Annotated in this window: 1 protein-coding gene; it reads left to right on the forward strand. The window is 49.4% G+C overall.

Features of this window, described 5'->3' with window-relative positions; all coding sequences use genetic code 11:
• Positions 1 to 1212, forward strand: a 1212-nt coding sequence (locus tag RH89_RS15165) for an amino acid adenylation domain-containing protein (RefSeq protein WP_004403724.1), incomplete at its 5' end; no start/stop codon positions are given.
• Positions 1213 to 1322 lie beyond the last annotated feature (110 nt).

A 1322-nucleotide genomic window follows, 5' to 3' on the forward strand; every position in this document is an offset into this window, starting at 1 on the left:
GTTGAGCCAGACTGCAGCAGTATAGTTGGGGTAAGTTTTCATCGTAGCCCCGAGGTGTTGATTGCGATACTCGGAATTTTGAAAGCAGGTGCAGCGTACCTGCCTCTTGATCCTGATTACCCAAGTGAACGGTTGGAGAGAATGGTCGAAATGTCTGGGGTGGCGCTCACGCTCGGAGGCGCGCATTCCGCACTTCAACACCACTCCTCATTCAAAACCATCGAACGGTTACTTCAGGGATTCGATGGGCTGAACGCGCCGGATAAACTTCTAAACCGCGCGGAAATGAAGACGGACAGAGCTTACGTACTTTATACGTCAGGCTCGACGGGTACGCCCAAGGGTGTCGATGTATCACACCGTTCGCTGCTCAACTACCTGTTGCATTGTACCCATCAGTATTACAGGAGTGCTGAGCGCGGCATTGTGTCTTCATCAATCAACTTTGACGCCACGATTACCACCTTATTAGCGCCGCTTGTCGCAGGCAAAATGGTTTCGTTGATAGAGCAAGACGGCAGTGAAATCCAATCTATTCTCAATGCGCTGACAAGTTCAGAGCCAGCGGTGTTCAAGCTAACGCCGACCCATTTGAAAGCCTTGAGTTTTTACTTGGATTTAGAACAACCGCTTTTGTCCAATCACACGTTGGTCGTTGGTGGAGAAGCGTTTGATGCGATGACCGCAAAACGTATCGCAAATTCGCTGCCCAATGCACGAATCATTAATGAATACGGACCAACCGAAGCCACAGTGGGGTGCACTACGTACTCTTACAGCTATAAAGACACGTTCCATTCCGAGTCTAAGCTAGCTTCAGTGCCTATTGGCAAGCCGATCAGCGGCACGGCAATCTATGTGCTAAATCCATACGCTCAACCCTGTCCTGTCGGTGTTCAAGGAGAAATCTACATAAGCGGAAACGGGTTAGCGAATGGGTATTTGAATCAGCCAGATACCACGCTAGAACGTTTCGTCCGAGTGAACGTGTTTGGGGAAACTCACAGGCTCTACAAAACCGGCGATCTTGGCTATTGGAATGAGCAAGGCGAACTGATTTACTGCGGTCGAAACGACGAGCAAGTGAAGCTTAACGGCTACCGGATAGAGCTGGGTGAGATAGAAAATGCCTTAGCTAATGTGCTGTCCAACACAGCGTGCGCGGTGGTGTTGAAATCCAACTCAGAAGGAATGGGCATCAGCTTTCCATAATGACGATGGTGAAAAAGAAAGCCGTTGAGGAAAACTTTACCGTTATCGCAGCACTTCACGACCTCAATCTGGCGGCAGAATTTTGTGACGAACTCATCCTACTGCGAAAC

Origin of the sequence: Vibrio nigripulchritudo ATCC 27043 (assembly GCF_000222685.1) — a bacterium.
GTDB lineage: Bacteria > Pseudomonadota > Gammaproteobacteria > Enterobacterales > Vibrionaceae > Vibrio > Vibrio nigripulchritudo.